We start from the raw sequence: 20,440 nt of genomic DNA, 5'->3' as shown, positions 1-20,440 counted from the left end.
GCAGCGGCGGCGGTCAGCAGGTGGCGGCGTCGGCCGGGAGGGCCAGTCCGGCCGCCACCTGGCGCTCGCCGGTCACCTTCACCCGCTGGTGGTACGGCGCGCTGGGCGCAGGGCTCGGGGCGACCAGGTCGAGCCGCTGCGGCAGGTCGGCCTCCTTGACCGGCGCGCCCAGTTGGACCACGGAGAGCACCCCGGAGCAGTGCGAGGTCGCCGGGGGCGCGCTGCCCGGGGCGAGGCCGTTGGCCGGGCCGACCGTCACCTCGGTGGTGTCCAGCGGGCTGTAGGCGTACGAGGGGCGCGTGACGGTGCCCGAACCGGTGTGGGACAGCCGCACGGTGAACCGGGTGATCCGCACGGTCACCGGTCCGCAGGGCCGCTGGTCCCCCGTGGTGTCCAGGTGAAGGCCGTCCAGGTCCATGAAGATCCCCGGATCGATGATCCGCGCTGCGCCCGGGAGCCGGGAGAGGTAGCCGGCCACCGTGGTGTCGCCGACCATGCCGGTGTCGAAGCAGGTCGGGCTCGGCGCCGGTGCGGCGGGTGTCGGGGAGGCGGTCGACGGGGATGCGGTCGCCGCTCCCGTCGAGCCGCTCGACGGGGTGGCCGTCGGAGCGGGTGCCGTGGTGCTCACCGGGCCCGAGGACGACGGCGGTCCCGCCGCCCCGGTGGAGCCGGCGGACGTACAGCCCGCGACCCCCAGCACGGCGGCCACCGCCCCGGCGAGAACCGCCGCCCCCGCACGCCTCGTACCAGTCCTCTGCATCGCCCCGAGGCCCCTCTCCTGCCGCACCTCCCGGAACGGGATCGGTCCGGAACCAGGCCGATGCTTCCAGAACTCGGTTGCAGGGAGGACGCGTTCGCGGAAATCCGGCCCGTTCGGGGGATCCGGACCCCGACGGGCCCGGATCCCCACCGCGGTCAGGCGAGGTTCTTCTCCAACGCGGCGAGGTAGTTGCGCATGAAGTGGTCCCGCATGCCGTCACTGGCCGGCGCGAAGGCGTCGGCGGTCAGGCCCTTCGCCCGGTCCGCCAGCCCGCCGACCAGGCCGACCGAGTCGTGCAGCTTCCCGCCGGAGTCGATGTACCGCAGCGCGTCGACATGGGTGTAGGCGGGCTCGGGCGGCAGCTGGGGAACGATGTCGTTGTTGTTGACGAAACGGAACATCCGTTTCTGGAAGCCCTTGTTGTACGCCGCGGCCAGCAGGCGGTCACAGGTCCGGGGCTGGCCGAAGGTGACCACGCCGTCGGCCGCCAGTCGCGGTTCCTCCAGCAGCAGCCGGGCGCCGGCCAGCATGGCCAGCGCCCCGCCGAGGCTGTGGCCGGTGAGCCAGACGCTCTGGTCCTGGGTGCGGAGCTCGGTGACGGCCTTCCGCACGTCCGGGAACACCGACTCCAGGGCCTCGCCGAAGCCGTAGTGCACGTAACCGGTCCTGGCCGGCCCCGGCCAGGGCGGGGTGGTGGCGTCCGACAGCCAGTCGCGGATCTGCTGCGGCTCGGTGCCCCGGAAGGCGGTCACGACCATGTGCTCACCGGCCATGGTGAAGGCCTGGGTGTCCTGGAGCGGGAAGGGCGGCGCGAACCTGGTCTCGTGGTGCCGCACCTCGGTGAAGCCCCAGTCGCGGGCCTGTCGCTCGATCGTCTCCTCGTCCTTGTAGGCCAGATCGGCGGCCCGGGCCAGCCAGTAGGCGTGGGGCAGGCTGTAGCTCTTCACCCGCTGGTCGAACGTGGTGGGGACGGCCACGCCGGGGACTCCTCTCGTCGGGCCGGCGGCCCCACGGACCACCGGCGCGGTGCGGTCCTGCACTTCCTAACCCTCGATCGCCCACGCACGATCGGCGCCGCACCGCAGGGTCACCCGAACGACGGCCGGACCCGCCACCCTGCCCGGCACCACCGGGTCCGGCACTACTCACTGCCCCGGGAGCTCCGGACCCGCCACCCTGCCCGGCACCACCGGGTCCGGCACTACTCACTGCCCCGGGAGCTCCGGACCCGCCACCCTGCCCGGCACCACCGGGTCCGGCACTACTCACTGCCCCGGGAGCTCCGGACCGGGCGGCGTCCCGGTGTGGCGGGCCAGGGCCTCGCGCAGCCGGGTCAGCCGGGCGATCTCCGCGTCCAGCGCGGCGAGCCGCCGCTCGACCACCGGGGCGAAGGTGTCCGGCCCGAAGTCCCCGTCGGAGGCGCAGCTGCGCGGAGGGTCCTCGGCGAGCAGGTCGAGCCGGTGCGAGCGGCTGACGAGGTCTTCAACGGTCAGGCCGAGGGCCAGCAGGGCGCGGATGACCCGCACTCTGTCCACGGTGCCCGAGCCGTACTCGCGCTGGCCGGAGGCGCTGCGGGCGGGCGGCGGGAGCAGGCCGCGCTGTTCGTAGAAACGCAGCGCCCTGGGCGTGGTGCCGGCGGCTGCCGCCGCGTCGCCGATCCTCATCCGAGCGGCCATCCGTCCTCCGTGTGTCCGTCGGCCGACCGGCCGGGGAGCCGGCCGGTCCGTCAGTCCGTCAGTTCCACGATCAGCGCGCCGAAGAGGTCGCCCTCGATCAGCCTGGACAACGCCCCGGGAGCCTGTTCGATGCCCGTGAGGACGGTCCGGGGGACGGTCAGTTCGCCGGAGCGCAGCCAGTCCGCGAGCCGTTCGCGCCATTCCGGGTCCAGGTCCTGGTAGCGCCGGCCGGAGATGCCGTGGACGGTGGCGTCGAGGAGGAGCAGGCGGAAGCTGTCCACCACGGCGGGCGAGCTGGCACCGCGGCGGGCCGGGTCGAACTGGCCGGCGAGCGCGCCGATCAGCGCGAACCGCGCGCCCGGCCGGGCGGCGTCGACGGCGGCCGTCAGCTGCTCGCCGCCGACCATGTCGAGCAGGACGTCGATGCCTTCCGGGGCCGCCTCGGCGAGCTGGTCCGCGATCGGGCGCTCGCCGCGCACCAGGACGGCGTCGTAGCCGAGTTCCTCCGTCAGCCGCTTGGCCTTCGCGGCCGAGCCGGTGGTGCCGATCACCCGCGCGGCCCCGAGCAGCCGGGCCACCTGTCCGGCGACCGTGCCGACCGCGCCCGCCGCGCCGGTGACGAGGACGATGTCGCCCTCCCGCACCCCGGCCGCCCGGGTCAGCGCGCCGTAGGCGGCCAGGCCGGGCGACAGCAGGGCGAGCGGATCGGGGAAGCCGTCGGCCACCCGGGTGAACACGGCGGCCTCGGCGACGGCGTGCTCGCGCCAGCCCAGCAGGTGGGTCACCAGGTCCCCGGGGCGCAGCGGTCCTTCGGCGGGCGCAGCCAGGACCTCGCCGAGGGCGGGCCCGAAGATCGGGTCCCCCGGTCGGACCGTCGGCAGCGCGGCGGCGGGCAGCTCGCCACCGATCAGGCTGCGCAGCCCGGGGAAGACCACGAAGGCGCGGTTGCGGACGAGTACCCGGTCCGGCCCCGGTGCGGCGAGGGGGGTCTCGACGAGGGCGAAGTCGGCGGGGACGGGAAGCCCGTCCGGAGCGGCGACGAGGCGGACCTCACGGGTGCGGGCGGGGAACGGGGACATGGCGAACTCCAGGGTCCGGTGGTGGTGTTGGTGGCGTCGTGCGGCCGCCTCGGGGCGGCCCGACATCCGGACGCTAACCCCTGCCCCGCGCGTCAGGGGCAAGCCCGCGCCCGGCGCGTGTCCGGCCCGTGCCCGGCTCCCGGCCGACCACGACCGAGGCTTGCGATTGTGGCGCGCATGCAACTATTGTTCCCACAGAGATTGCATCTGCAATCACTCTTGGGCCGTTCTCCTGGAGATCCGACATGAGCACCAGCCTGTTCACCCCCTTCACCCTGCGGTCGCTGACCGTCCCCAACCGGGTGTGGATGCCGCCGATGTGCCAGTACAGCGCCGCGCCGGACGGCGAGGCGGCGGGCGTGCCGACGGACTGGCACTTCACCCACCTCGCGGCGCGCGCCGCCGGCGGGACCGGGCTGATCATCGTCGAGGCCACCGCGGTGAGCCCCGAGGGCCGGATCTCGCCCTACGACCTCGGGCTGTGGAACGACGCCCAGGTCGAGGGGTTCCGGCGGATCACCTCCTTCCTCAAGGAGCAGGGCACCGTGCCGGCGATCCAGATCGCTCACGCCGGGCGGAAGGCGTCGACCGAGCGGACCTGGGTCGACCGGGGCCGGGCCATCGCTCCGGACGAGACGCACGGCTGGCGGCCGGTGGCACCCAGCGCGCTGCCGTTCGCGCCGGACCGGGTCTCGCCCGAGGAGCTCACGGTGGAGCAGATCGGCGCGATCGTGCGGCAGTTCGCCGACGCCGCGCGCCGGGCCCTGGACGCCGGCTTCCAGGTCGCCGAGATCCACGGGGCGCACGGCTACCTCGTGCACGAGTTCCTCTCCCCGCACAGCAACCGGCGCACCGACGGCTACGGCGGCTCCTTCGAGGGCCGGATCCGGTTCGCGCTGGAGGTCGTCGACGCCGTGCGCGAGGTGTGGCCCGAGGAACTCCCGCTCTTCTTCCGGGTCTCGGCGACCGACTGGCTCACCGAGAACCCCGAGGATGGGCGCGAGGGCTGGACCTCGGAGGACACCGTCCGGCTGGCCAAGGAGCTCCAGGCCCACGGCGTCGACCTGCTGGACGTCTCCACCGGCGGCCTCGTCCCGGACGCCCGGATCGAGTCCGTCCCCGACTTCCAGGTCCCGTTCGCCGAGGCGGTGCGCACGGAGACGGACCTGCCGGTGGCGGCGGTCGGCCTGATCACCGACGTCGAGCAGGCCGAGCGGATCCTCGCCGAGGGCCGGGCCGACGCCGTCCTGGTCGGCCGCGAGCTGCTGCGCAACCCGTTCTGGGCCCGCCAGGCCGCCGGTGCGCTCGGCGTCGAGGTCACGGGCCCGATGCCCTACCACCGCGCGTGACAACGGCGACGCGTTCAGCCACCGCGTCCTCCCGGGCCGGCCAGTCGGCGGCGGCCCGCTCGCGCACCGCCCGGTCGGGGTGTGCCGTCAGCCCGGCGTAGGCGGCGAGCAGGTCCCCGTCGCGCTCGGCCTCCGGCACCGCGTCCCGGAAACGCTCCCAGGCCTCCGGGCGGAACCGCGCCACGCCCCGGTAGAGCCAGTCGATCTCCGAGCGTCGGGCGGTGGTCACGGCGGCGATCACCACCTCGGTCACCCGCTCCGGGTACCGCTGGGTGCAGGCCAACGCCAGCGCCGGTCCCCAGGAGGCGCCGTCGACCAGCCACCGCTCGATACCGAGGTGCTCGCGCAGACGCTCGATGTCCTCGATCAGGTGCCGGGTGGTGTTCACGCCCAGGTCCACGGCCGGGTCCGAGGCGTGCGGGGTGCTGCGCCCGCAGTTGCGCCGGTCGAAGCGGACCAGTCGGTGGCGGGACGGGTCCCGGGCCCGCGTGGGACCCCGCGGTCGTACGGTTCGGTCGGAGCGTAGAGGTCCACCATGGCGATCGATCGCACACGGACCCGACGGCGATGGCCGTACCATCTTCCGGGTGAGCCGATCGTCTTATCAGGCAACGGAACTGACGGGCCGACCGGCCGTGGCGTACACCCGTCCCGCGCCGGCCCTCGCGGCCCTGGTCGAGCGGTACTGGTGGTCCGAGGGCGGCGCGGGCGCGCTGCCCCGGCTGCTTCCCGGCACCGGGGCCGAGCTCTGGGTGCACTGGTCGGGCGGGGTGGACCTGCGGCCTGTGGACGGAGGACCGCCGACCCCGCTGCCGGCCGGGCACCTGGTCTGCCTCCGGCGCACGCCCTGGTCCCTGGAGCACCGGGCGGGCGCGGGACGGCCCGGGTTCGTGGCGGTGCGGTTCCGGGCCGGTGCGCTGCGCCACCTGGTGCCGGCCGGCCTCGACGAACTGGCCGACCGGGTGGTGGACACCGAGGAGCTGTGGGGCGCTCCGGGGCGGCGGTTGGTCGAACGGGTCCGGTCGGCCCGCGGTCCGGTCGCGCGAGTGGCGGTGCTGGACCGCTTCCTGACCGGTCTGCTCGAAGCGCACCGGCGGCCGGAGCCGTGGCTGGACGCCGCGGTGGGGCGGATCTACCGCGGGCCCGCCGGACTGCGGATCGACCGGCTGGCGGAGACGGTCGGGGTCGGCCCGCGGCGGTTGCAGCGGATGTTCCCGGCGGCGGTCGGCGCCGGGCCCAAGGAGTTCCAGCGGCTGGCCCGGTTCCAGCGGCTCGCCCGGCTGCTGCTGCGGGAGGAGCCGCCCCACAGCCTCCCGGCGGCGCTGGACGCCGGGTACTACGACCAGAGCCACTTCACCCGCGAGTTCCGCCGGCTCACCGGGGAGCGTCCGGCCGAGCTGCTCGGGCCCGGCCGGTCGCATTTCTACTATCCGTCACTGCCTCCCGACGGCCGGCCTGGAGCCCGGACGACACGGGAGGAGACCTCATGACCATGGTGCTGGCGATCCTGCGGGCCAGGCCGGAGCACGTGGACGAACTGGACGCCGCGCTGCGCGACGTGGCCGGGCGCACGGCCGGCGAACCGGGCGCGCTGGCGTACTCGGTGGCCCGCCAGGACGGCGGGCGGTTCCTGGTGGTGGAGCGGTACGCGGACGGCCCTGCCCGGGACGCGCATTTCGCGGCGCCGTACGTGGCCGGGCTGCTCGACCGGTTCCCGCTGCTGCTGGCGGAGGAACCGGTGGTCGAGTTCGCCGAGGTGGTCACCGGCTTCACCCGCTGACCACCGTGCCGGGGTACTCCCGGGCACCGGCGGGCACCGGGCCCGCCGCTGCCCCGACGACCGGCAGGACCGACACCCCGGGATGAACGCGCCTCCGGCGCCGTCCGCCGACTACGCTCGGCCCGCTGCCGCCGTCCGCCCCGGTCCCGGTGCGGACGCGGCCCCGGACGAGGACGGGGCCGCCGGGCGGAGCCGGGAACAGCGCCCGGAACAGGGCCGGAAACAGGACCGGGACGAACGGACGACGAACGGACAGGGAGCGACCGTGGCCGAGGAGTTCGCACTGCTGGGAGTCCCGTCCTGCGCGGGCACGCACGGCCCCGGCCAGGAGAAGGCCCCGGCGGCCCTGCGCTCCGCCGGCCTGGTGGAACGGCTGCGGACGGCCGGAGTGGCGGTGACCGACCGCGGGGACCTGCCGGTGGTGCCGTTCCGGACCGACCCCGACCACCGGGACCGGCAGAACCTGCCGCTGGTGGTCGAGGTGGTGCGCGCGGTGGCCAAGGCCGTCGGCGGCATCCTCGACGACGGCGCGGTGCCCCTGGTCGTGGGCGGGGACTGCACGATCACGCTGGGCGTGCTCGCCGCGTACGTGGCCCGCCGGCCCGGCACCGGCCTGCTGTACTTCGACGGGGACCTCGACCTGTCGGTGCCGGACACCAGCCGCTCCGGGATCCTGGACACCATGGTGCTGTCGCACCTGCTCGGCGAGGGCGCGCCGGAGCTGCGGGAGGCCGGTCCGCGCATCCCGCTGCTGGGCCCCGAGGGGATCGTGGCGTTCGGCTACGACCCGGTGGAACTCGGCGCGGCGGGGCGGGAGCGGCTGGGCCGCTACCGGCTGCGTGCCCTGCCGTGCACGGAGCTCACCGCCCCCCGGGTGGACCCGGTCGTCGAGGCGCGGGCCGCCTGGCGGGCGCTCGCCGCCGACCACGAGCGGTTCGTGCTGCACTTCGACGTGGACGTGATCGACTCGGTGGACCTCCCGCTGGCGAACTTCCCGCACTTCAACGAGGGGCTGCCGATCGGCGTGGCCTTCGACTGCCTGGCCGAGTTCTGCGCGGCGCCACCGATGGCGGGGCTGGTGGTGACCGAGGTCAACCCGGACCGCGACCCGGACGGGGCGATGGTCGACACGCTGGTCGGCGCCCTGGTCGCGGCGCTCGGTCGACGCGTCGACTGACGTCTGCAGGAGCATCCGGGCGGCGCCGGGCCGGTTGCCGTCCGACCGCCCGTCCAATGCGGCGGCGCGCCTCCGCCGACCCGGGCCGACGCCGGGTCTGGCCGAAGAACGCCCCCGCGCCGTCCGGCCCCGGGACGGTGCGGGTACGGGCCGCTACATTGGACGGAGGGCCGGGGAGGGGGGCGGGCACCGGGTTCGTTCCGGTTCCGCGGCCGTTGGGAGCACCCGTGACCACGACCCGAGTGACCTCACTGACCTCGCCCCGGGCCCCGCACCGGCCCCGGGGCCGCCGCGCCGCCCGCCTCGCCGTCGGCACCCTGCTGGCCGCCGCCACCGCCGTGGTCGCCCTGCCCGCCGCCCCCGCCCAGGCGGCACCGGCCAAGGTCGTCTACCTGACCTTCGACGACGGACCGAGCCCCCGGTACACCCCTCAGGTCCTGGCGCTGCTGGCCCAGTACGGGGCCCGGGCCACGTTCTTCGAGATCGGCCAGAACGTCGCCGCGTACCCCGAGGTCACCAGCCGGGTGCACAACCAGGGCCACAGCGTGCAGAACCACAGCTGGTCCCACCCCGACCTGCGCTCCCTCTCCAAGTCCGCCTTCGACTCCCAGGTGACGTCCACCGACGCACGCATCCGCGCCCGGACCGGGACCACGCCGAGCTGCCTGCGCCCCCCGTACGGCGCGGTCAACACCGCCGTGCGCTCCGGCGCGGCGCGGCTCGGCAAGACCGTCCAGCTGTGGAGCGTCGACCCGCAGGACTGGGCCCGGCCGGGGCGCGCCGCGATCGAGCGCCGGGTGCTGGACCGGGTCACTCCCGGCGCCGTCGTCCTGATGCACGACGGGGGCGGCGACCGCAGCCAGACCGTGGCCGCGCTGCCCGCCATCCTGCGCACCCTCAAGTCCCGGGGCTACACCTTCGCCCTCCTCCCCTGCCGCTGACCGCTCCCTCGGCACCGCCGCTCCCCGGGACCTCGTGCGCCCGGGGAGCGCGCACGACCGCGCCGGGAACGCAGCGGTGCGAGGACCGCGGTGAGGCCGCCCGCCGCCCGGTCGAGCCGGCCGGCGGGGCCGTCCGCCGCCTCGCCGAGGCCCGGGCCGGTCCTCGCTGAAACACGTTGCCGAAGCACGTTGCTGAAACACGTTCGAGCGGTTGCCGTGCGGTGCCTGAAGCACGGGTGAAGCCTGCCGGAAGCCCCCCGCGTCCAAGATCGTGGCCATGCGGAACAGCCGGATGCTGTTCCTCCGTACACACCCGCCCGGCCTCGTGGCCGGCGGCGGACGAACGGGAGTCACACATGCGCACATGGATGGGCCGGAGGACGGCCGCCGTCCTGACGACGGCGGCAGCGGCGATCACCAGCCTGGCCACCGCCTTACCGGCACAGGCCGTCGTCGGGGGTAGCGAGTCCACCGAACCGTACTCGTTCATGGTCTCGGTCCAGTACGACGCTCCCCGCGCGGACGGCCACCGGTGCGGGGGCGTGCTCGTCGCTCCCGATTGGGTGATGACCGCGGGGCACTGCGCCAGCACCCCGACCGGCTCGAAGGCGGGCGTTCCCCGTGACTGGAAGGTCCGCGTCGGGTCGCTGGACGTGACCACCGGCGGCGAGGTCGCCGAGGTCGACCGGTTCTACCGGCGCATCGCCAAGTACGACCCCCCGGGCGAGGACATCGCGTTGCTGCACCTGCGCACCCCGGTGCGGGCCGAGCCCGTACGGCTGGCCGGGACCACGCCCGCCGCGGGGACGCCCGCCCGCCTCCTCGGCTGGGGCCCGTCCTCGACGGGCTGCGACGACTTCGCCGACACCACGTGCTTCTCCAACAAACTGCGCGAGGTCGACACCGAGGTCACGCAGCTCCAGAAGTGCTTGGACGAGGTCGAGGGCATTCCGCCCTTGTGCATCGGCCGTGTCGATCCTGCCGCCGGGCCGGGGACGACGGACTCCGGAGGGCCCGCCCTGGTTCGCGAGGGCAACGAGTGGGTGCTGGCCGGAACGGTCGTCGGTGGCAGCAGCAAGGACTCCGACTTCCCCGGTGTGTACTCCGATGTCGCGAAGAACACCCCCTGGATCAACGGCATCGTGAACGGAACCGATGTGCCGCCGTTCGACCCGATCCCGAACGTCGAGGGCGCGGCCAAGGTGGGCAACTGCGTGGGGTCCGTGGTGCGGCCGCCCACCGCGCGCCCCAAGGACCCGGCACTGGTGCTGACCAACGGCCACTGCGTGCCGAGCGGTCGGCCCGCACCGGGCACGGCCCTGGTGGACCGGCCCGCCGATCTGAAGGACCCGGTCACCATCACCGACTCGGCCGGCTACACCCGGACCAGCGCCCGCGCGACCCGGCTGGTGTACGCGACGATGTCGGGCACCGACATCGCGCTGTACCGGCTGGACAAGACGTACGCACAGCTGGCGGCGGAGGGCGCGAAGGTCTTCCGGTTGTCCACCACCCCGATGCGCAAGGGTGACCGGCTGACCATGGCCTACAACTTCAACCGTCCGTCGTGCACGGTGGACGCCGTGGTGCCGCACCTGCGGGAGGACGGCTACCAGCAGGACCGCTCGGTGCGCTACGCCGGCTGCACCAGCGGGCCCGGCCACTCCGGCAGCGCGCTGCTGGCGTCCGACGGGGAGACCGTCGTGGGCATCAACAACACCCACAACCGCGACGGCGAGCAGTGCACCAACAACAACCCCTGTGAGGTCGGCCGGGACGGATCGGTGACCGCGGTGCAGGGCCGCAGCTACGGCCAGCAGGTCGACCGGATCGCCGGCTGCCTCACCACGGGCTCGCGACTGGACCTGACCCGCCCGGGCTGTGCGCTCACCGGTGCCACCGGAGGACCTCGCCACCCCTAGGCACGACCGGCCCCGCGTTTTCTTACACGTCCTTGCCGTCGCTCTGCCGGGCCCCTGACCGGGGCCCGGCAGTGTCGTCCTCACCACCGGGAAGCACCGGGAAGCACCGGGAAGCACCGGGAAGCACCGGAAGCACCCGGGGACGACAGGACGGAAGGGACACCACCATGACGAGGAACACGGGCATCCTGCGGCGGGCCGGGGCGGTCGCGGGGGCGGCGGCGGTGCTGATGACGGTGCTGCCCGCCGGGGCGGCCGTCGCGTCGCCGCAGGGGGCACGGCCGGGCAACGCCGCCCGGTGCCCCTCGGTGGAGGGCATCCGGGTGGACTGCGGCACCGTCGACCGGCCGGTGGTGAGCGGCAAGCCGTGGCTGGGCAGGGTCTCCGTCGCGTACGCGGTGCTCCGGCACCGGGACGCCGGCCCGGCCCTGGGGACGGTCGCGGTCAACCCCGGCGGACCCGGGGAGACCGCGATCGACCGGGCCGGGGCGTTCGCCGCCGGGCTCGACGGGGTGCTCGGCAGCCACGACGTGCTGCTGGTCGACCCGCGCGGCACCGGGCGCTCCGGGCGGATCCCGTGCGGGGTCACCGACGCCGAGTACCGCTTCGCGGACCGTGCCGGCCAGCGCGACGCCGTCGCCCGCTGCGCGGCCGCGCTGGGTGCCCGCGCCGAGGGCTACACCAGTGCCGCGACCGCCGACGACATCGACGCGGTGCGGGCCCGGATCGGCGCCGAGTCGCTGATCCCCTACGGGCTCTCCTACGGCACCTATCTGATGCCGGTGTACGCGAGCCGCCACCCCGGGCGGGTCGACGCGATGGTGCTGTCCGGGGCCTACCCGCTCGGTGTCGACCCGCTGGCCCGCCCCAGCGCCGACGCGGTGTCGCTGGCCCTGAAGCGGGTCTGCGAGCGCAGCGGCGCCTGCGACGGGGACACCGCCGTCGAGGACCTCCGCACCGTGGCCGGGAGGCTGCGCGAGCGGCCCCTCACGCTGCGGGTCGAGGCCGCCGGTGCGACCCGCACGCTGCGCTTCACCGAGGACAAGCTCGCCAATCTGCTGTACGAGGCGGCCAGCCGCGGCGCCGGGGAGAGCCCGGCCGAGCCCTCGCTGCTCGGCGGGCTGCCGGCCGCGCTGCACGATGCGGCCCGCGGCGACGACCGCGCGCTGCGGTCCCTGGTCGACGCCGACTACCGGCTCGCGACCCGGGAGGACCAGGCGTCCTTCCTGGCCGTGGTCTGCAACGACTACCCGCGGGCCTGGTCCGTGGACTCCTCGCTGCCGGAGCGCCGGCGCGAGTACCGGGCGGCGCTGTCGGCGGCCGACCCGGGCCGGTTCGGGGCGTTCAGCGTCAAGGGCTTCACCGAGGGGCAGACCGACGGCGCCGACGCCTGCATCCGATGGCCGCGCACCGGCACCGCCCGCCCCCAGCCGGTGGACGCCGCGCAGCCGGACGTGCCGGTGCTGCTGTTCGCCGGCGACCTCGACTCCAACACCCCGGAGAGCGCCACCCGTGAGTCGGCGGCCCAGTTCCGGCGCTCGACCGTCGTCACGGTGCCCAACGCCGGACACGTGGCGGAGCTGGAGTCCACGCACTGCACGCTGGGGATCGTCGACTCCTTCGTCCGCACCGGGCAGCCGGGCGACACCTCGTGCACGGCCGCCGTACCGCCGATCACCGTCTCCCCGGTGCGCCGCTGACACCGGACGGGGCGTCCGTCCGCACCCCCACCATCCGCCACGACCAGCGAGAATGACGCCATGACAGATGCCACCGCCACCCACGGCCGCACCGTGCTCGTCGTCGAGGACGACCCCGGTGTCCGCACCACCCTCGACCAGTTGCTGCGTTTCGAGGGCTACTCGGTCCTCACCGCCACCGACGGGCAGGACGCCCTGGAGCTGCTGGAGCGACACCGCCCCGACCTCGCCGTGGTGGACGTGGTGATGCCCCGGCTGGACGGGCTGGCCCTGTGCCGGATGCTGCGCCGCCGCGGCGACCGGCTGCCGGTCCTGGTGCTCACCGCCCGGCACCAGCTCGGCGACCGGGTCGCCGGGCTGGACGCCGGGGCGGACGACTACCTGGCCAAGCCCTTCGCCACCGAGGAACTGCTGGCCCGGATACGCGCCCTGCTCCGGCGCTCCGCCCCGGCCGCCGATCCGGGGGTGCTGGCCTGCCAGGACCTCGCGGTGGACACCGCCGCGCGCCGTGCCCACCGCGGCGGCCGGCTCCTCGACCTCACCAAGACCGAGTTCGACCTGCTGGAACTGCTGCTGCGCAACCAGGGCGCGGTGCTCACCCGCCCGCAGATCTACGAGCGGATCTGGGGCTACGACTTCGACACCGACTCGCGCTCGCTCGACGTCTACATCGGCTATCTGCGCCGCAAGAGCGAGGAGGGCGGCGAACCCCGGCTGATCCACACCGTCCGCAACGTCGGCTACCTCGTGCGGGCCGCGTAGTGCTGCGCACCAGGATCACCCTCGTGGTGGTGGCCGCCACCCTGCTGGCCGTGATCGTCTCCGTGGTCAGCTCCTACCGCGGGGTCACCGCGACGGTCGCCGACCAGTTCGACCGGGCGCTGGTCGACCGGGCGGAAGCCGTCGCCGCCGTCCTCGACGCCGGGCGGGTCCCCGCCGAGCGGCCCGACACCGCCGAGCAGCTGCTCCTCGCGGACGGCACGGTGCGGCCGCTCTCCCCCGGCCGCACCACCCTGCCGGTCCCCCCGGGCGCGCTCGCGGTGGCCCGCTCCGGCGAGGGCCGGCTGCTGGCCGAGAGCACGGTCGGCGACCGCACCTTCGGGGTGCTGGTCCTGGGACGCGGCGAGGGCCACGGCGCCCTGGTCGTCAGTCAGGACTACGCGGACGCCGAGCGGGTGGACCGGGAGTTCCTCGGGCGGATCGGCTGGACGACGGCGGGTTCGGCCGCCGCCTGCGCCGCGCTCAGCTGGCTGCTGATCGGCCGGATCCTCCGTCCGATGCGTCGGCTGGCCCGCGCCGCCGAGCGGATCAGTTCGACCCAGGACCTCGGCACCGCGCTCCCGGCCGCGGGGCGAGACGAGGTGGGTCGGCTGACCCTCGCCTTCGAGGTGATGCTCGACGCGCTGCGCCGCTCCCGGGAGGCGCAGCAGCGGCTGGTGCAGAACGCCAGCCACGAGCTGCGCACCCCGCTCACCTCGGTGCGCGGGAGCGCGGAGCTGTTGCAGCGGGCCCGGGGCCGGCTGGCGCCCGAGGACGAGGAGAAGATCCTCGCCACCCTGGTCGCGGAGAGCGTCGCGCTCGACGAGCTGGTGCGCGAGCTGGTCGAGCTGTCCGTCGACCGGCAGGCCGACGAGGACCCGGAGCCGCTGGACCTGGCGGCGGCGGCCGAGGACTGCGCGGACCGGTTCCGGCGGCGCACCGGGCGTGTCATCACCGTGGGCACGGCGGGCACCGGGCCGGACCGGGACCCGGCCGCGGTCGTGCTCGCCCGGCCGCGCGCGCTGCACCGCTGCATCGACAACCTGCTGGCCAACGCGGTCAAGTTCAGCCCCGGGGACACTCCGGTCACGGTGCTGGTCGGGACGGCACCGGCCGGTGCGGGCCGGAACGACGGCGGGGGCGGTACCGGCAGGGACGGCGCCGCTGGGGGCGGTGCCGGTGCGGGCGGTGCCGGCGGGGTGCCGTGCATGCGGCTGGTGGTGCGCGACCTCGGGCCGGGGATCGGGCCCGAGGAGCGGGACGCCGTCTTCGACCGCTTCTACCGGGGGTCGGGCACCCAGTCGACGCCGGGCTCCGGGCTGGGGCTGGCCATCGTCCACGACCTCGTCACCGCCGACGGCGGCACCGTGTTCGCCGGCACCGGACCGGAGGGCGGCGCGGAGGTCGGTTTCACCCTTCCCCGCGCGTTCCCCCGCGCGCTCCCCCGGGCCGTGCCCGGCGCGCGGGACGGCCGGTAGGGTCGTCAGCCTTCCGCGCCGATGGAGCAGTTGGCGTCGGGGGCGTGGCCGAGCGGCCAGGCGACGGTGTCCAGGACGGCGCCGCGGACGGCCGGGTCGAGGTGGACGATCGGGACGGCCTTGTTGTGCGGGTTGCCGTACTGGTCGAGGCAGATCCAGCCGCTGGCGCCGTCCACCCGGTTGCCGCCGTGCAGCCGGCGCCAGCTCTGGGTGACGTCGTCGAGGGAGGGCATGGACACGGATCCGCCGACGTCCTTGCGGATCCCCGCGACGGCGGTGGTCACCGCGTCGTAGGTGATGATGATCCGGCCGTCGCGGCGGTCGGCGGGCCCGATCCGGTCGGGCTGCTTGGTGGCGTCCGCCAGCAGCAGGGCGGCGAGCTCGGCGGTCGGGCCCTTCGATCCGCCGGGGCCCTCGGTGCTCGACCCGCCCCAGCTGTCGGGGTGGGCGAGCGCCGTGTACCGCACGGTGATGCCCGCGCTCTTGGTGAGCGAGTCCCACTTGCTCTCGAACTTCTGGTCGACCATCAGGGTGGAGGCGTGCGAGCCGGTGATGACCGTGTAGGGCTTGTTGCACTTGCGGTCGCCCAGCGCGACCAGGAACAGCCGCAGCTGCACCGGGCGTCCGGCGAAGAACAGGGTGGACGCGGCGGAGCTGCAGATGTCGGGCACCATCTGGTCGAAGACGTTGCCGAGGTTGCCCTCCTGGGTGAAGTCCTGCGGGGACTCGAAGGTCTCCGGGGCGTTGGGCGCGCCCTTGGTGAGCTCGGCGAAGGTGGCCCGCAGGGTGGAGAGGTAGTTGTCGCCCTCCCGGGTGTCCTCGATCACCAGGGTCTCGGCGGGCTTGATGCCCGCGCCGTAGGCGGCGAGGGCGTCCGCCTGGTCGCTGTTGCTGGGGGCGATCCGGGCCAGGCCCGGGTAGTGGCGCGGGTCGGCGGCGCTGTTGGCGATGTCGTCGGCGGTCATCGGGCCGGCGACGACGGGGATGTGCTTCTCCGCCGTGAGGTAGTGCACGGCGGCCTCGCTGTTGGCGATGCTGATGTTGATGCCCGTGACGGCCCGCAGGTTCACCTTGCCGTCGGTCGCGGACCGGGCCAGCTGGTCGGCGACGTGCCGCCACTGCCCGTACTCCCGGCCGGGGTTGGCGAGGACCAGCCGGACCGGCGGCTGCTTCCCGTCCTCGCGGTTGGCCCGGTACTGGGCCAGGTAGGCGCCCTGGACCTGTTCGACCATCTCGCGCCGCTCGGCCTGCTGGTCGGAGATCAGCGGGATCATCAGGGCGACGGTGACCGGGTTCTTCCCGGCCACGCCGTCGTTCTCCTCCTTGATCCGCGCGGTCACCGGCCCCAGGTCGTCGTTGAAGACGTACGACCCGTCGGTGACGCCGACGCACTCGTTCCCGATCTCGGTCACACCGGCGGCGCAGCTGCGGTCCGTCAGGAGGCCGTAGCCGAAGTAGCCGGCGGTGCCGAGGACGGCGACCGCCAGCAGGATCACCAGCGCGCGGTTCAGGGGCCCTTGGGGCAGGGACGGTTTCACGGTCGGGCGTCTCCTCAGGTCGGGGCAGGGCGGGCCGGGGCGAACGGCGGGGCGGGGCGACCGGGGTCGGACCGGCGGCGGACCGGCGGCGGACCGGCGGCGAATCGGCGTCGGCGGTCGGGGACCGGGTCAGACCGGCAGGTCGGGTGCCTGGTGCCAGCGGCGCAGCCGTCCGGGCCAGGTCTCGTGCGCCTGGAAGAACACCGCCTGGTCGGCCGCCCCGGTGTACTGGGCGAGGGTGAGCAGTTGGAGCCGGATGCTGTCGGTCAGCGCCGGGGCGGGCGCCGAGAGCGGGTGGGACTGCACCCACAGGTTGCGCACCAGGAGGTCGATCGCCCGGTGCACGGCGACGTCGCCGTGCCGGCAGGCCTGGCACTGCTCGTTGGTCGCGGCGGCGGCCGGCAGGGGCCCCGGCGGGTGCGGCGCGGAACAGATCAGGTTGACCGAGGCGAGCCAGTCGGCGGCGCTGCGTTCGGCCAGGCGCTGGTGCAGGGTGCGCACGACGACTCCGGTGTCGTGCACGGCGAGCGCGTGGTACAGGGCCTGGTCCGGCAGCCCGGCGCCGTTCGGCGCGTACCGCGCGCGCACGGTGCCGTGCAGGTGCCGCCAGGTCTGAATGCCGGGCTCCCCGGCCACCTGGACGGCCAGCCGGTGCCCGAGCAGGGCGCGCAGGGTGCGGTCCTGGACGAAGGGCGCGTCGACGGCCTGGTGCGCGGTGACGGCCCAGTGGTTGCGTTCCAGCAGCCTCCTGGCCTCCTGGACGTCCAGCGGGCTGCCGTCGCTCGGCGGGTAGTAGGCGCCGAGCAGGTCGGCGGCCCCGTCGTCGAGGGCCGGGCTGTAGTACGTCAGCCGCTCCAGGTCGCGCTCCCCGGGGACCAGGACCCGCAGCAGCTGCTCGTGGACCGTCCGCGCGGGCGCGTCGTGGGCCGGGAGGTCGAGCAGCCGGCGCGGCTCCGCGCTGTCCCCCTGGCGGATCGCCCTCCGGGCGGCCTCCACCAGGGCGTGGGCGATCCCGGCCCGGCCCGCGCTGAGCCGGTGGATCACCCGGGCGGTGCCGGACGGGGGGTGCTCGGTGCCGAACATCAGGGTCACCTCCTCCAGCCCCAGCCCGGCCAGCGGCAGCGGCACCGTCCAGCCGGCCGCCGTCCCGGGGCGGTCCTGGCGCCAGAACGGGCTCCCGGCGTGGCGCGTCGACGGGACGGTGTCGTCGGGCTCGGGGCCGGAGGGCTGCCCGGCCAGTACGGTGGTGACCACGGCGGGCCGCGTCCCGGGCGGTTCCTCGTGCCAGACCTGGAGCAGGGTGCGCATCACCGGCCGGCCGAGCCGGGTGTGGGCGTTGTCGAGGAGCAGCAGCGGGCGCGGCAGCCGGTTCATCCGGCGCGACCAGGTGTAGTGGCTGTCGATGTCCGCCAGGAAGGCGGCCATCAGGTGGCGTTCCGCGATCTCCCGGTCGTCCGGGTCGCCGCGGAAGCGCCGGGCCAGCTCGTTCAGCTGGACGCGGTCGGTGCCCGGTCCGGCGACCTGTCGGCCGGCCCACCAGCGCAGCCCGTGCCGGTGGGCGGAGGGGCCGAGCAGTTCCGGCGTGACGAGGTCGACCAGGCGGGTGACGAGGGTGTCCGGCCCGGCCCCGGGGGCCGCCGCGGCCGGGCCGGGGGCCGTCTGCCGCATCCACTGGGTGACCCGCGCGCGCCGGGCCGGGCCGGTGGGGACGCTCTCCCCGAGCAGGCTCTCCAGGCGCCCGGCGGCCGCCTCCGGCTCGCCGGCGCCGGCGGCCTGCCAGGAGGTGACCGCCAGCAGGCCCTGGACCAGCCGGGGGAAGGCGATGCTGCCGCCGAAGTCCCCGGGTCGCCGGCCCAGTTCGCGGCGCAGGTGGAACAGCAGGTCCGAGGTGTGCGAGGCGTTGCGCCGGGTCGGGTCCTCGTCGTCGGCGGCCAGTGCGAGGTCGGCCCGGCCCAGGTCTGGGCGGCCGAGGTCGGCCGAGGCCCGGCGCAGGTGTGCCGCGTACCGCGCGTCCAGGCCCGCCAGGAGGGCGGTGCGTCCGGCGAGCCGCCCGCCCGAGCACTCGACCACCGGCGGGGTGCCGTTCGGGACGGGCAGTCGCCGCGTCCTGACGCCCGGTGCCTCACCGGTCACCTCCAGGCCGACGAGCGAAGGCACGACCGTCTCGAACACCGCCGCACGTCCGTGCAGAACCACCGCGACCCCCCAGTCGTCCGGCGAGGCCGTACCTCGCCGTGCGCCTGGAGGATAGGCGACCGCATCCGTCCCGTGCAGGGATACCACCAACTACACGGTCGCGGATCGGCATCGGCCCGACGGGTCGTCAGCCTGCTTTCCGGGTACGTCCCTTGGCGGCCCGGGGCTCCTCCGCCACGGTGGGGGCACGGAGCAGGGCGGCGGGGGCGCAGAGCAGGGCGGTGCGGAGGTCGAGCCGGTCGTCGAGCCGCAGCAGGCTCCGGCCGGTCAGTTCCTCGATCCGCTTGACCCGGTAGTGCACGGTGTTCACGTGGACGTGCAGGGCCTCGGCGGTGCGGGACCAGGAGGCGTTGTGGCGCAGGAAGGCGTCGAGGGTGTCGACCAGGGAGACCGTGTTCTGCCGGTCGTGGTCGACCAGCGGGGCCAGGAGCCGCTGGTGGAAGGCGGCGGTGACCTCGGGCGGGATGCCGCGCAGCAGGTCGGCGAGGGAGGCCGTGCCCGCCCAGCGGCCGACCGCGCCGGGCGGGCGGGCGTCCAGCGCGTAGCGGGCCTGCACCAGGGCGGGGCGCAGGTCGGCGGCGGTGGGCGGGACGGTGGGGCCGACGCCGGCGGCGGGTCGTCCCGGTCCGGTCCGGGCACCGGCCGGCTGCGGCTCCGCGCCGAGCCGGGGCAGGGCGAGGTCCAGGGCGGCGGCGACGGCGTCCTCGGGGAGGGCGACCAGTGCCACGGCGCCGCCGCGGCCGTCCGGGGCGGCGACGAACGGGGCGGCCGTCGGGTGCAGGGCCTCGGCGAGCGCGGCGGCGGCCCAGGCCCCGGACGGGTCGGCGGGACCGGGCGCGGCTGCGGTGCCGGGGACGAAACCGGCGGGGGTTCCAGGGGCGGTACCGGCGGCGGGGCCGAAGCGGGCGGCGACGGGGGTGAGCGGCAGCCGCGGCGGCAGTCCGGCGAGGGACAGCGCGTGGTCGGCCTCCGGGTCGGCGCCGGCGGCGAGGAGTTCCAGCAGCCGGGTACCGGCCTGCCGTTGGGCGGTGGCGGTGGCGCGGGCGCGTTCGGCGAGCGGTGCGAGCAGCTCGGCCAGTCCGTGCAGCATCGTGGCGGCGGCGGGCCCCGGAGCGGTGTGCGGCTGCAGCAGCCAGCCGTCGAAGGGCGTCGTGCCGGGCGGGCCGACCGGGATCGGGGCGGGTGCAGGGGCCGGGACGGCGACCGGGGCACGCGACGGTGCCGGGCGGGCGACCGCGGCGTGCGGAGGGGCCGGGCGGACGTCCGCTGAGGAGGCCAGCAGCCGGCCGGCGCCGGTGACCAGGGAGCAGTCGGGCACGCCCAGGTCGGCGACGGCCCGGCGCAGCAGTCCGTCCAGCGGCGCGTCCGCGCCCAGCATCGAGGTCAGGGTGCGCCGGACGCCGGCCGGCAGCCCGGCCCGGCCTTCGGCGCCGGCCTGGAGGTCGCCCCACAGCCGCAGGTAGATGCGGTCGGTGACGGCCCGGAAGCTGGTGCCGCTGGGTACGGACAGCAGCGGTACGCCGTGGCGGCGGCAGGCCTCGGCCAGTTCCGGGGGGACGGTGCCGTGGGTGCCCTCGCCGGCCAGCAGCGCCGCCGCCTCGGCGCTGCGCAGGGCGTTGGCGAAGCGCAGGGCGGTGGCGAGCCGCGGGGCGGGGCGGGTGTCCTCGGGCCGCCACCAGACCAGGCCGGTGAGCACGACCTCGCCGGGCCGGAGGTAGCGGGCGGGGTCCTGGAGGTCGGTGGAGGTGACCCCGGTGACCTCGCGGCCGAGCAGGTCGGGGGTCGCCCAGGCCACCTCGATGTGCAGTTCGTCCAGCGCCAGGAGGTCCCCGACGATCATGTTGTGCTCCCTGTGCCGTCCGCACGGGCCGCCCTCGCCCATGCGATGTTTCTGTGCGTTCGGGCATGGTAAATGCAAGGGCCATGCGGCTTCTTCCCTCTTGTTCGATCACCCGACGGCGGGGCCCGCGGGTGGTACCGATGTCCAGTGGTCCGGACAGTGGCGCTCCGCTTGGATCGGTGTGCGGGGAACGCGCGGCCGCCCCGACCTCAAGCGGGTCGGCCGCGCGCTTCCGCCGCAGGCCC

The 20,440-nt window shown here is 75.3% G+C and carries 17 protein-coding genes; 9 read left to right on the top strand and 8 right to left on the bottom strand.

From position 1 onward, the window contains the following. Window positions 1-13: 13 nt before the first annotated feature. The 4 genes from BLU95_RS38115 to BLU95_RS38100 all read right to left on the bottom strand — a co-directional run bounded on the left by BLU95_RS38115 (window position 14) and on the right by BLU95_RS38100 (window position 3,515). Window positions 14-628: a hypothetical protein gene (locus tag BLU95_RS38115; RefSeq protein ID WP_159425191.1), complete on the bottom strand. Its 615-nt coding sequence runs from the start codon at window positions 626-628 to the stop codon at window positions 14-16. Window positions 629-915: 287 nt separating this feature from the next. Then, on the bottom strand, window positions 916-1,737 hold the full coding sequence (locus BLU95_RS38110) for a lipase family protein (RefSeq protein WP_093864027.1): 822 nt from the start codon (window positions 1,735-1,737) through the stop codon (window positions 916-918). Between the two features lie 288 nt (window positions 1,738-2,025). Then, entirely contained in the window at window positions 2,026-2,424 is a 399-nt protein-coding gene (locus tag BLU95_RS38105; protein ID WP_093865432.1) for a MerR family transcriptional regulator, read from the bottom strand. A 62-nt stretch (window positions 2,425-2,486) separates the two neighbouring features. Continuing rightward, window positions 2,487-3,515, bottom strand: a complete 1,029-nt coding sequence (locus BLU95_RS38100) for an MDR family NADP-dependent oxidoreductase (protein WP_093864026.1) — start codon at window positions 3,513-3,515, stop codon at window positions 2,487-2,489. A gap of 245 nt (window positions 3,516-3,760) precedes the next feature. Between BLU95_RS38100 and BLU95_RS38095 the strand changes: the two genes are divergently transcribed. Continuing rightward, a complete protein-coding gene (locus tag BLU95_RS38095; RefSeq protein ID WP_093864025.1) occupies window positions 3,761-4,864 on the top strand; it encodes an NADH:flavin oxidoreductase/NADH oxidase in 1,104 nt (367 codons plus the stop codon). On the opposite strand, the gene BLU95_RS38090 is transcribed toward BLU95_RS38095, so the two are convergent. Beyond that, complete coding sequence (locus BLU95_RS38090; RefSeq protein WP_093864024.1) at window positions 4,833-5,444, bottom strand: alpha/beta fold hydrolase; 612 nt, start codon at window positions 5,442-5,444, stop codon at window positions 4,833-4,835. The genes BLU95_RS38095 and BLU95_RS38090 overlap by 32 nt on opposite strands. 7 nt (window positions 5,445-5,451) lie before the next feature. Here BLU95_RS38090 and BLU95_RS38085 point away from each other — a divergent pair, with 7 nt between their 5' ends. From BLU95_RS38085 to BLU95_RS38050, 8 genes are all read left to right on the top strand, one after another. Next, on the top strand, window positions 5,452-6,354 hold the full coding sequence (locus BLU95_RS38085; RefSeq protein ID WP_159425190.1) for a helix-turn-helix domain-containing protein: 903 nt from the start codon (window positions 5,452-5,454) through the stop codon (window positions 6,352-6,354). Next, complete coding sequence (locus tag BLU95_RS38080; RefSeq protein ID WP_093864022.1) at window positions 6,351-6,644, top strand: putative quinol monooxygenase; 294 nt, start codon at window positions 6,351-6,353, stop codon at window positions 6,642-6,644. Before BLU95_RS38085 ends, BLU95_RS38080 begins: the two co-directional genes overlap by 4 nt. A 265-nt stretch (window positions 6,645-6,909) precedes the next feature. After that, window positions 6,910-7,821: an arginase family protein gene (locus tag BLU95_RS38075; protein WP_159425189.1), complete on the top strand. Its 912-nt coding sequence runs from the start codon at window positions 6,910-6,912 to the stop codon at window positions 7,819-7,821. A 227-nt stretch (window positions 7,822-8,048) separates the two neighbouring features. Then, a complete protein-coding gene (locus tag BLU95_RS38070; protein WP_197698670.1) occupies window positions 8,049-8,762 on the top strand; it encodes a polysaccharide deacetylase family protein in 714 nt (237 codons plus the stop codon). Window positions 8,763-9,118: 356 nt separating this feature from the next. Next, window positions 9,119-10,684: a trypsin-like serine protease gene (locus BLU95_RS38065; RefSeq protein WP_231978103.1), complete on the top strand. Its 1,566-nt coding sequence runs from the start codon at window positions 9,119-9,121 to the stop codon at window positions 10,682-10,684. Window positions 10,685-10,851: 167 nt separating this feature from the next. Further along, the gene (locus BLU95_RS38060; RefSeq protein WP_093864018.1) at window positions 10,852-12,384 is read left to right on the top strand and encodes an alpha/beta fold hydrolase; all 1,533 of its coding nucleotides are present in this window, start codon (window positions 10,852-10,854) and stop codon (window positions 12,382-12,384) included. 60 nt (window positions 12,385-12,444) lie between these two features. Further along, window positions 12,445-13,146, top strand: a complete 702-nt coding sequence (locus BLU95_RS38055; protein WP_093864017.1) for a response regulator transcription factor — start codon at window positions 12,445-12,447, stop codon at window positions 13,144-13,146. Further along, window positions 13,146-14,621 (top strand): HAMP domain-containing sensor histidine kinase, encoded by a 1,476-nt coding sequence (locus tag BLU95_RS38050; RefSeq protein ID WP_093864016.1) that lies wholly within the window; start codon window positions 13,146-13,148, stop codon window positions 14,619-14,621. Before BLU95_RS38055 ends, BLU95_RS38050 begins: the two co-directional genes overlap by 1 nt. A gap of 5 nt (window positions 14,622-14,626) precedes the next feature. Here the strand turns inward: BLU95_RS38050 and BLU95_RS38045 are convergent, their stop codons facing one another. From BLU95_RS38045 to BLU95_RS38035, 3 genes are all read right to left on the bottom strand, one after another. Further along, window positions 14,627-16,159, bottom strand: coding sequence for a type 1 periplasmic-binding domain-containing protein (locus BLU95_RS38045; protein ID WP_093864015.1), 1,533 nt, complete (start codon window positions 16,157-16,159; stop codon window positions 14,627-14,629). A 129-nt stretch (window positions 16,160-16,288) separates the two neighbouring features. Further along, a complete protein-coding gene (locus tag BLU95_RS38040) occupies window positions 16,289-18,331 on the bottom strand; it encodes a hypothetical protein (protein ID WP_093864014.1) in 2,043 nt (680 codons plus the stop codon). Between the two features lie 151 nt (window positions 18,332-18,482). Continuing rightward, entirely contained in the window at window positions 18,483-20,195 is a 1,713-nt protein-coding gene (locus tag BLU95_RS38035) for a helix-turn-helix domain-containing protein (RefSeq protein WP_159425188.1), read from the bottom strand. Window positions 20,196-20,440: the final 245 nt, after the last annotated feature.

Origin of the sequence: Streptomyces sp. TLI_053, from assembly GCF_900105395.1 — a bacterium.
Lineage (GTDB): Bacteria > Actinomycetota > Actinomycetes > Streptomycetales > Streptomycetaceae > Kitasatospora.
The sequence above is the reverse complement of the archived record's forward strand: the minus strand, read 5'-3'. Positions and strand labels throughout refer to the sequence as shown.

Bases quoted from the DNA above. Each gene is read 5' to 3' on its own strand.
- BLU95_RS38105 (WP_093865432.1), bottom strand. From the start codon at position 2,424: ATGAGGATCGGCGACGCGGCGGCAGCCGCCGGCACCACGCCCAGGGCG.
- BLU95_RS38100 (WP_093864026.1), bottom strand. From the start codon at position 3,515: ATGTCCCCGTTCCCCGCCCGCACCCGTGAGGTCCGCCTCGTCGCCGCT.
- BLU95_RS38095 (WP_093864025.1), top strand. From the start codon at position 3,761: ATGAGCACCAGCCTGTTCACCCCCTTCACCCTGCGGTCGCTGACCGTC.
- BLU95_RS38090 (WP_093864024.1), bottom strand. From the start codon at position 5,444: ATGGTACGGCCATCGCCGTCGGGTCCGTGTGCGATCGATCGCCATGGT.
- BLU95_RS38080 (WP_093864022.1), top strand. From the start codon at position 6,351: ATGACCATGGTGCTGGCGATCCTGCGGGCCAGGCCGGAGCACGTGGAC.
- BLU95_RS38065 (WP_231978103.1), top strand. From the start codon at position 9,119: ATGCGCACATGGATGGGCCGGAGGACGGCCGCCGTCCTGACGACGGCG.
- BLU95_RS38060 (WP_093864018.1), top strand. From the start codon at position 10,852: ATGACGAGGAACACGGGCATCCTGCGGCGGGCCGGGGCGGTCGCGGGG.
- BLU95_RS38055 (WP_093864017.1), top strand. From the start codon at position 12,445: ATGACAGATGCCACCGCCACCCACGGCCGCACCGTGCTCGTCGTCGAG.
- BLU95_RS38035 (WP_159425188.1), bottom strand. From the start codon at position 20,195: ATGATCGTCGGGGACCTCCTGGCGCTGGACGAACTGCACATCGAGGTG.